Source organism: Pseudomonas sp. DWP3-1-2 (assembly GCF_049896285.1).
Taxonomy (GTDB): domain Bacteria; phylum Pseudomonadota; class Gammaproteobacteria; order Pseudomonadales; family Pseudomonadaceae; genus Aquipseudomonas.
The window spans coordinates 1-11,168 of record NZ_JAFCTZ010000022.1; the positions used below are offsets into that span (position 1 = coordinate 1).

General features: G+C 65.1%; 2 protein-coding genes. Both read left to right on the top strand.

All coding sequences use genetic code 11. The features are described from left to right. Positions 1 to 436: phosphopantetheine-binding protein (locus ACP7B0_RS23300; protein ID WP_426144110.1), on the top strand; the 436-nt coding region annotated here is incomplete at its 5' end. Then, positions 433 to 11,168 (top strand): amino acid adenylation domain-containing protein (locus tag ACP7B0_RS23305; protein ID WP_426144112.1); only part of this gene is annotated, 10,736 nt, incomplete at its 3' end. The genes ACP7B0_RS23300 and ACP7B0_RS23305, both read left to right, overlap by 4 nt.

Below are 11,168 nucleotides of genomic sequence, written 5' to 3' on the forward strand. Positions count from 1 at the left end.
CCTCGCCCGACACGTTCCTGAATACATGGTGCCGTGGCGCTTGATGCAGTTGGACGTGATGCCGCTCTCGGCCAACGGCAAGCTGGACCGCAAGCAACTGCCGCAACCCGAAGGGCAGGCCGCCGCTGCTGGCTATGTCGAGCCCCGCAATGACGCCGAGCGCAGTCTGGCCAGGATCTGGTCCGAAGTGTTGGGCGTGGAGCGGGTCGGTGTGACGGATGACTTTTTCGAACTGGGTGGGCATTCGCTGCTCGCGACCCGCCTGGCCTCGCAGATCCGCCATCAGTTAGGCGTGCAGATTCACCTTGGCGCGGTGTTCGACACACCGACGGTCGAGGCGCTTGCTCGGCACCTGGAGCACATTCCGGCGCACGCCCCCGAAGACGAGGTGGACGCCATGACCCGATTGCTGAACGAACTGGAGCGCATTGAATGAACGACCTGAGCCAAGCCCACGGCCCCAGCCACCGTGACGATCCGTTGCGTCCGCTGGCCGAACGGCTCAACGCTCTTCCAGCCGAAAAGCAGCGGATATTCCTGCAGCAGCTGCGGGAAAAAGGCATTGATGCCCGCCGCCTGCCCATCGTCCCGGCACCCGCCGAGGCGAAGTGCACGTTGTCCTACAGCCAGCACCGGCTGTGGCTGCTCTGGCAGTTGGAGCCGACCGCCAGCGCGTATCACATCACCGGCGGCCTGCAACTCACCGGCGACCTGAACGAAGCGGCACTGGAGGCGGCTCTGGCCGACATCGTGGCCCGTCATGCCGTACTGCGCAGCGACTTCCCCAACGAGGGCGGCGAGCCCGTGGTGCGGGTACATGCCGCCGATGCCTGCGCCGTGACCCTGGGGCGCGAAGACCTCAGCGATTTGTCGGCCCAGGCCCAGGACGCCGCCTTGACGCGTCTGGCCCAGGATCAGGCCCGGCACCCCTTTGATCTGACCCAGGGGCCATTGCTGCGCCTGTGCCTGGTGCGCTGTGACGCCGAACGGCATGCCTTGCTGGTCACGTTGCATCACATCGTCGCCGACGGAGTCTCGGTGGAGCTGTTCGTTCAGGAACTGGCGAGCGGCTATGCCCGCCGCCTACATGCCGTCGGCAGTCCGCTGGCCAGTCTCGACGTGCAATACAGCGACTACGCGCGCTGGCAGCGCCTGTGGCTGGAGTCCGGGGAAAGCGAGCAGCAACTGGCGTATTGGCGCGAGCGTCTGGGCAGCGAAGAGCCGGTACTGGAGTTGCCGGTGGATCACCTGCGCCCCGGCTTACCCTCCTATCGCGGAGCGCGGGTTGGCAAGCCATTGCCCGAGGCCACCAGCCGCCGTATCCGCCAGTTTGCCCGTGGACAACACGCCACGCCGTTCATGGTTTTACTCGCCGCTTATGGCGTGTGGCTCAGCCGCCTGTGCGGTCAGACCGAATTGCGCGTGGGCATTCCGGTCGCCAATCGCCAGGCCGCTGCGACTCAAGGCTTGATTGGGTGTTTCGTCAACACCCAGGTCTGGCCGCTGCGCATCGCCCGGCGCGAGTCCTTCATTGATCAGATCAAGGCCGTGCGCGAGCAGGCACTTCAAGCTCAGGCTCATCAGGATTTGCCCTTTGAACAACTGGTCGAGGCCCTGCAACCCCAGCGCAGTCTGGGTCGCAACCCGCTGTTTCAGGTTTTGTTCAACCATTTGCAGCGTGGCGACAGCCAGTTGGAAGCAGGCGGGCTACGCTTCGAGCGCCTGGACCAGGCCGCCGAAACCGCGCAGTTAGACCTGGCCCTGACCACCGAGGAAACTCGCGAAGGGCAGATCACCGCGACCTTCAGCTATGCCACCGACCTGTTTGAGGCGACTACCGTACAGGCTTGGCACGCGCATTTTCTGCATTTGATCGAGCAACTGCTGGAGCAGCCCGATCGTGCGCTGCACGCGTTGGAGTCACTGACCCCGGACGAGCACCAGCAGCTCGCCGGCTGGAACGCGACCCGGGAAGACTATCCCCGGTACGCGAATCTGCCCGCCCTGATCGCCGAACAAGTGCGCGCCACTCCCGATGCCCTGGCATTGGTGTATGGCGACACGCGCTTGAGCTACGCCGGGCTGGATGCCCGCGCCAACCAACTTGCTCATTGGCTGCACAGCCAGGGCGTAGGACCGGATGTGCCGGTGGCCGTTTCGGCCGAGCGTTCGGTGGAACTGGTGGTCGCACTGTTGGCGGTGATCAAGGCCGGGGGCGCTTACTTGCCACTGGACCCGGACCATCCCCGTGAGCGCCTGCAAGGCATGTTGGCCGACAGCGGCAGCCCGCTGCTGTTGACGCAAACGCACCTGCTGGACAAATGGTCTGGCGATGCCGGCGTGCCGGTACATGCGCTGGAAAACTTGCCATTGGATGCCCAGTTGCAGACCGCGCCGACGGTGGAGATCAGCCCGGAAAACCTCGTCTATTGCCTGTACACCTCCGGCTCCACCGGCAAGCCCAAGGCAGTGGGCAATCGCCACGCGGGCCTGCTCAACCGCCTGCAATGGATGCAGGCCGAATACGGCCTGACTGCCGCTGATCGTGTGCTGCAAAAGACCCCGTACAGCTTCGACGTGTCGGTGTGGGAGTTCTTCTGGCCCCTGCTCAGCGGCGCGACGCTGGTGATGGCCCCGCCCGGCGCGCACCGTGATCCGCAGTTGCTGCGTGAGCTGATCGTTGAGCACGGCATCACCACGCTGCACTTCGTGCCCTCGATGCTTCAGGCCTTTGTTTCGGCGGGCGAGTTGCCTGTTTGCCGCTCACTCAAACGCATCATTTGCAGCGGCGAAGCCCTGCCGGCGGAGTTGCAGCGCCAGGTGTTGTCGCAAACCGCCAGTGAACTGCACAACCTGTACGGCCCGACCGAGGCGGCGATTGATGTCACGTCCTGGGCATGCCGTGAGGACGGCAACAGCGTGCCCATTGGTCGGCCCATCGCCAACACGCAGATCCACATTCTCGATGCCGATCTCAACCCCGTGCCGGTGGGCGTGGCGGGCGAGTTGTACATCGCCGGCGTCAACCTGGCCCGGGGTTATCAGGGACGACCTTCGCTGACGGCCGAGCGTTTCGTCGCCAACCCCTACGGCGCCCCCGGCGAGCGCATGTACCGCAGCGGCGACCTGGCACGTTGGCGTGCCGATGGCGCCATCGACTACCTGGGGCGCATCGACCATCAGGTCAAGCTGCGCGGCCAGCGCATCGAGTTGGGTGAGATTGAAGCGGTGTTGCTCGGCCACGCCAATGTGCAGGAAAGCGTGGTCATTGCCCGTGACGACAAGCTGATAGGTTACTGGGTGGGTGACGCGATCGAAGAGGAGGTGCTCAAGGCTCATCTGGCCCGGCACGTGCCTGAATACATGGTGCCGTGGCGCTTGGTGCAATTGGACGTGATGCCGTTATCGGCCAACGGCAAGCTGGACCGCAAGTTGCTGCCGCAGCCGCAAGGGCACATTGCTGTCGAGGACTACATCGCACCGCGCAGCGAGGTGGAGCAGACGTTGGCGGCGATCTGGGCCGAGGTGTTGGGCCTGGAACAGGTCGGTATCGCCGACAATTTCTTCGAACTGGGTGGAGACTCCATCCTCTCGCTGCAAGTGATCAGCCGGGCGCGTCAGGCGGGCTGGCAATTGAGCCCCCGCGACCTGTTCCTGCATCCGACGCTGGCCGCGTTGGCCCATACGGCGCGCAAGGCTCGTCAGGACGCCGAGCAGCAGCCGGGCATGACGGTCGGACCGGCGTCGCTGACGCCGATCCAGCAGTATTTTTTCAGCCAGGACATTCCCCAACGCCAGCACTGGAACCAGTCAGCGCTCCTGCGCCCGTTGCAGGCTCTGCAAGCCGAACCCCTGCGTGCCAGCCTTGCGGCCCTGGCCGAACACCATGCCAGCCTGCGTTTGCGTTACCGGCAGGATGCCAACGGCCTCTGGCAACAACGCTACACAGCGTTTTCGGGCGAGAATCTGCTGGTGGAAGTCGACGCCCCGCACCCGGAGGCCTTCCTTTTCGAGGCCGAACGCCTGCAAACCAGCCTCGATCTCAATGACGGCCCATTGTTGCGCGCCGCCTTGCTGACCCTGGGGGATGGCAGCCAGCGGCTGTTGATCGTGGTTCACCACTTGGTGGTGGATGGCGTGTCCTGGCGAGTATTGGTGGAAGACTTGCAGCAAGCCTATCGCCAGAAGGCTGCTGGCCAGGCGGTGACGCTGGCACCGGTGGGTGCCGGTTTTGCGCAGTGGGGGGAGCGTTTGCAGGCATTTGCGGCAAGCCCGACACTGCTTGATGAGCTGGACTACTGGCGCGCGCAGACCGCCGGGCAACCGGCAATGCCCCTGGGCTGTGAAGGACAGGCCGTGGAGCGTCGCCTGCGCCTGCCGGCCGAGCTGACACGGCGCTTGCACAAGGAAGCGCCCGCTGCTTATCGCACTCGCCTGGAAGAATTGTTGCTCGTGGCCCTGGCCCGGGTTATGTGCCGACAAAGCGGCCACGCTTCGTTAAGCGTGGCTCTGGAAAGTCATGGGCGCGACGCCTTGCCCGCGCCGTTCAACGAAGGCCTGAATATCGAGCGCAGCGTCGGCTGGTTCACCAGCCTTTACCCGGTGCGCTTGAGCCCCGGTCTGGGCGATTTAGGCTCGGCCATCAAAGCCGTCAAGGAGCAACTGCGCCAGGTGCCGAACAAGGGCGTCGGCTACGGCGTGTTGCGCTACCTCGGCCCGGCCTCGGCCCAGGCATTGCTCGCCGAGCAGGCCCCGCCGCAGGTGATGTTCAACTATCTGGGTCAATACGACAGCAGCCTTGATGGCCAGCGCCTGTTTGCCCTGGCCAGTGAACCCCAGGGTCGCCAACGTGACGACGCCGCGCCCCTCAGCCACGCGCTGACAGTCAATGCACGCCTGATGGAAGGCCAGTTGCAATTCGATGGCCGCGCCGATGCCCGTTACTACACGCCCTCGCAACTTGAAGGTCTGCTGGACGACCTGCGCGCCGAACTGAGCCTGGTCGCCGCCCACTGCCTGACCCCCGACAACGCCGCCCTGACCCCGGCGGACGTGCCGTTGGCCGGTCTGACTCAGGTCCGGCTCGACGCCTTGCCCCTGGTGGCTCGCGAGGTGGAAGACCTGTATCCGCTTTCGCCGCTGCAGCAAGGCCTGCTGTTCCATACCCTGCAAGGCGACACCGAATCGGCCTACGTCAACCAGATCGACGTGGTGCTCGAAGGTATTGATCCGCAGCGTTTCCTGCTCGCCTGGGAAACCACTGTGCAGCAGCACCCCACGCTGCGCAGCGTATTCCTCTGGCAGGGCGAACTCAGCGTCCCGCTGCAAGCCGTTTTGCGCCGTGGTCCGGCAGTGGCGCAGTTGCATGACGCCCAGGGGCTCAGCCAGCAAGCACTGGATGACCGGGCTGTTGCCGAGCGCGCCGAAGGGTTCGACCTGACGCGCCTGCCGCTGCAACGGGTGCAACTGTTGCGTCTGGATGCCACGCGCTGCCGGATGATCTGGACCTTCCACCATATTCTCCTTGATGGCTGGAGCAGCGCGCGACTGATCGGCGAGGTGCTGCAACACTACGCTGGCGAACGTCCACTGAGGCCGCGCAGTCAGTACCGCGACTATATTGCCTGGCTGGGAGCCCAGGATGCTCAGGCGGCGCAAGCGTATTGGCAACGACGCCTGGCGACGCTGGAAGGGCCGACGCTGCTCGCGGAAAGCCTGCCCGCCCGGGATACCCGAATGCCTGGCGAAACGACGGGGCATGGTGTGATCCGCAGTGGCCTGTCTGCGGTTGACAGCCAGCGCCTGCGCCAGTTTGCCCGCCGCCAGCGCGTGACCCTCAATACCTTGGTGCAGGGGGCCTGGACCTTGCTGCTGCAAACCTACACCGGCCAGTCTCGGGTAACGTTCGGTGCCACCGTATCGGGACGTCCCGGTGCCCTGGACGACGCCGAAGCGGTGGTCGGCCTGTTCATTAACACCGTGCCGGTGATCGCCGGTGGCGACCCGGCCCAGGTGGTGGGCGACTGGCTGCGTGAACTGCAAACCCAAAGTGCCGATGCCAGCGAGTTTGAACACACGCCGCTGGCCGACATCCAGCGCTGGGCCGGGTTGAGCGGGCAAAGCCTGTTCGACAGCCTGCTGGTGTTCGAGAACTACCCGGTCGATCACGCCATGCGCCAGCGCAGCGGCGTACGCATCGAAGCGTCCAGCACCCTGGAAGCGACCCACTATCCGCTGTCCCTGGCGATCTTCGCGGGCGAGACCCTGGACATCACCTTCGGGTATCGCCGCGATGCCTTCGCCACCGCCAGGATCGAGGCCCTTGCAGGGCATCTCAATAGCCTCTTGCTTGGCCTGATCGCCGATGCCCACCAGCCATTGGCCGCGATCAGTCTGCTCGGCGATGCCGAGCGGGCTCAGCTCATGGTCTGGAGCACGTCGGACTACGCGCCGCCGGTCTTCGCCAGCGTGCAACAACGCATCGCCGCCCACGCTGCGGCCGATCCTCAGCGTGTCGCCCTGATCTGTGCCGGTCAGACGCTGACCCGTGGCGAACTGGAGCAACAGGCCAACCGCCTGGCCCACGCGTTGATTGCCCTGGGCGTTGGCGCTGAAGCGCGTGTGGGTGTGGCCTTGCAGCGCTCCAACCGTTTGTTGGTGGCGTTGCTGGCGGTGGCCAAGGCCGGTGCGGCATTCGTGCCGTTGGCGCTGGATTACCCTCGCGAACGTCTCGGCTATGTAGTGGACGACAGCGGCATGAGCCTGCTGATCACCGAGCAGATGGCCCTGGAGCGTTTGCCCGAGGCACCGGGCCTGGCGTTGCTCGACCTTGATCACCTGGCCCTGGACGGCTACAGCGACCAGGCCCCTGACGTCGACGTGCATGCGCAAAATCTTGCGTACCTGATCTACACCTCGGGTTCCAGCGGTACGCCAAAAGGGGTTGCGGTGGCCCACGGGCCGTTGGCCATGCATTGCGACGCCACCGCGCCGTTGTACGACATGACCGAGCAATCGCGCGAGTTTCACTTCATTTCCTTTGCCTTCGACGGTGCCCATGAGCGCTGGCTGACCGCGTTGACCTGCGGTGCCAGTCTGGTGCTGCGCGATGAAGAGCTGTGGTCCCCAGCGCGCACCTTGCAGACGCTGGCGGAGCAGCAGGTCACCAACGCCGGATTCCCGCCGGTCTACCTGACCCAGCTGGCTGCCGAAGCCCAGGCCCAAGGCTGCGCTCCGGCGCTGGATCTGTACTCTTTCGGCGGCGAAGCCATGCCTCAGGCCAACTTCGAGCGCATCCGCCAGACCCTGACGCCGCGCACCCTGATCAATGGCTACGGCCCGACCGAAACCGTGGTTACGCCATTGGTCTGGAAAGTCTCGGCGAGCCAGGCCTGCCTGTCGGCCTACGCCCCCATCGGTCGCCCCGTTGGCGACCGTCGCGCCTATATTCTGGACGCACGCCTGCAACCGGTGCCGGCCGGGGTCAGCGGCGAGCTGTACCTGGGCGGCAGCGGCCTTGCCCGTGAATACCATGGCCGACCGGCGATGAGTGCCGAGCGCTTCGTGCCGGACCCGTTCGGTGCGCCAGGTGCGCGTATGTACCGCACCGGTGACCGCGTGTTGTGGGGCACCGATGGGGTGATCGAATACGTCGGTCGTATCGACCAGCAGATCAAGATTCGCGGCTATCGCATTGAACCCGGCGAGGTTGAAGCGCGCATTCAGCAACACCCGGAAGTGGAGACGTGCGTGGTGCTGGCTCTGCCTTCGCCAACGGGGCCTCGTCTGGTGGCTTACGGCGTGGCGACGGTGGCGGCGGACGAGCCGAGTCTGGAGTCCCGCGTCAAGCAAGCCCTTGCCGGCCATTTACCGGACTACATGATCCCGGCGCGGCTGGTGTGGTTGCCACATCTGCCGGTGACGCCCAATGGCAAACTGGACCGGGCAGCTTTGCCAGCCCCGGACTGGCATGTCCAGGACGGCGAGTTCATTGCGCCTCAAGGCGAAGTGGAAACCCTGCTGGCCGGAATCTGGCAGCAATTGCTGGGCATGCCGCAGATCGGTGCCACGGAGAACTTCTTCGAGCTGGGCGGCGACTCCATCGTTTCCCTGCAACTGGTCGGCCGCGCCCGTCAGGCCGGTGTGCTGCTGACGCCCAAGGATGTCTTCGAACAACAGACCATCCGCGGCCTGGCTCAGGTGGCCAGGGTTCAGGAACGTGTCGCCCAGGCACAAGGTCCGGTCACCGGCCCTGCCGCCCTGACGCCGATCCAGGCATGGTTTTTCGAAAGCCCCGTCAACGCTCGCCAGCACTGGAATCAGTCGGTTCTGCTGCAACCCCGGGAGCCGTTGGACGCGACGCTGCTGAGTGGCGCCTTGCAAGCCCTGGTGGCGCACCACGACGCCTTGCGCCTGCGCTTCACGCAGGACGCTGATGGCACATGGATTCAGCACCATAGCGACATGGCTTCGGTGCCACTGGACCAGGTGCAAGTCACCGATACGGCGCAACTGAGCAGCGCGTGCAGCGCCGTTCAGGCGGGTCTGAACCTCAGCGAAGGCCCTTTGCTGCGCGGCCTGTTGCTGGACTGCCAGGATGGCCAGCGCCTGTTGTTGGCTGCCCATCACTTGGTGGTGGACGGGGTCTCCTGGCGCATTCTGATTGAAGACCTGCAGCGCACTTATGGCCAACTCCTGGCCGGCCAGCCGCTGGCGTTGGGCAACAAGACCAGTGCCTTCCAGCGCTGGGGCGAAGTGCTCCACGCCCAGGTGCCCTCGCGTCTGGCAGAGCTGGACTTCTGGCGCGCCACCCTGGCGCCGGGCGTGGCCAGCCTGCCATTGCTGGATGAAGCGGGCAGTCGCCGCCGTGATCAGGTGCGTGAGTGTCAGGTGCGTCTGGCCGAGCCGCTGACGCGTCAATTGCTGACCCTGGCGCCGCAGGCTTATCGCAGCCGCGTCGACGAACTGCTGCTCACCGCGGTGGCCCGAACGGTCTTGCGGGCCACCGGTGGCGAGAGCCTGCTGGTCGGCCTTGAGGGGCATGGCCGCGAAGTCCCGGCCGACTACAGCGACGTGGATTTGAGCCGCAGCGTGGGCTGGTTTACCAGCCTGTATCCGGTGCGTCTGCAAGTGGACCCTTCGGCACCCGCGGGTGCGGCGATTCGTGGCATCAAGGAGCAGTTGCGCCAGGTGCCCGATCAAGGCATGGGTTACGGGATTCTGCGTTACCTCGGCGAACCCGGGGTGCGTGCCGAACTGGCCGGGGCGTTGCAGCCGTCGATCACGTTCAACTATCTCGGGCAGACCGACCGTGGTCTGGATGCGCAAGGTTTGTTCAGTATTGCGGCCGAGCGTGGCGGCGACGATCAGGCCGCCGATGCACCCTTGGGCAACGAGCTGATTATCAATGCCCAGGTGCGTCAGGGTGAGCTGCACCTGAATTGGCAATACAGCGGCGCGCGGCTGTCTTCGGTCTGGGTCGAGCATCTGGCCCAGGCGTGTTGCGCTGAGCTGCAAGACTTGATCGAACATTGTCTGAAACCCGACGCGCAACGTTTCACGCCATCGGACTTCCCGCTGGCAGGACTGGATCAGCGAGCACTGGAGAGCCTGTCGCTGCCCGCTGACACTGAGTTGCTCTATCCGCTGTCGCCGTTGCAGCAGGGCATGTTATTCCATGCGTTGCAGGCCCCCGGAGAAAGCGCTTACCTCAACCAGTTGAGCCTGGTCATCGACGGCCTGGAGGCCAGCCGTTTCGCCCAGGCCTGGGACGCCACGGTTGCTCGCCATGACGTGCTGCGTACCGCGTTTTTCTGGGAAGGGCTGAGCCAGCCTTTGCAAGCGGTGCGCCGTAGCGTGCCGTCGCCGGTGCGCCTGCTGGACTGGCGCGAACGAGCCGATGGCGAAACGGCGGTCGAAGTGCTCGCAGGTCAGGAGCGTGAGGCCGGGTTCGATCTGGGTACCGCGCCCTTGTTACGGGTGGTGCTGGTGCGTTTGGGGGAACAGCGCTACCAGTTGATCCTGACCAGCCATCACTTGCTGCTTGACGGCTGGAGCTCGTCACGCCTGATCGCCGAAGTCTTGCAGCATTATCGGGGCACGCCGCCCACCGGGGTGGCAGGACGTTTTGTCGACTATGTGCAGTGGTTGCAACAGCGTGATCCGGCGCAGCGCCAGGCTTTCTGGCGCGAGCGTCTGGCCGGGCTGGATGAGCCGACCCTGCTGGCCAACACCGTGACCGGCGTGGGCGAGGGCAGTGGTCACCGCCAGCACCTCTTGCAATGCGATGCAGCGCTGACCGCACGCCTGACCGCCATCGCCCGCCGCGAGCGGGTCACCTTGAACACGCTGGTGCAAGGTGCCTGGAGCCTGTTGCTGCAACGCTACAGCGGGCAACCCACGGTGGCCTTCGGTGCCACGGTGGCCGGGCGTCCGGCGCAATTGCCTGAGGCCGAACGCACCCTGGGGCTGTTCATCAACACGCTGCCGGTGATTCAGACGCCGCCAGCCCGGCAGCCCTTGGGCGACTGGCTGCGGCAGCTGCAAGGGTTCAACAGCGCGCTGCGCGAGCATGAGCATACCCCGTTGTTCGAGATTCAGGGCTGGGCCGGGCAGGGTGGTCAAGCCCTGTTCGATACCTTGCTGGTGTTTGAAAACTACCCCGTGGAACAGGCCCTCGGTGAAGCCAGCGGCTTGCGTTTTCACCCGGTGCAGCGTCACGAGACCACGCATTACCCGCTGACCCTGGTGATCCATGCCGGCACGCAATTGCAGATCGAGTTCAGTTACCGCCGGGATGCTTTTGTCGAAGCGGATATCGCCCGCTTCAGTGAACATCTGGCCGGATTGCTGGAGCAGTTCGAAGACAGCCGTCGTCCGTTGGCGAGCCTGACCTTGCTGAGCCCGATGGAGGTTCGCCAGATTGAGGACTGGAACGCCACCGACACGCGTTACCCGCAGTACCCAAGCCTGCCCGCCCTGATCGCCGAGCAAGTGCGCGCCACTCCCGATGCCTTGGCATTGGTGTATGGCGACACGCGCTTGAGCTACGCCGGGCTGGATGCCCGCGCCAATCAACTCGCCCATTGGCTGCAAAGCCAGGGCGTGGGGCCGGATGTGCCGGTGGCCGTTTCGGCCGAGCGCTCAGTAGAACTGGTGGTCGCACTGTT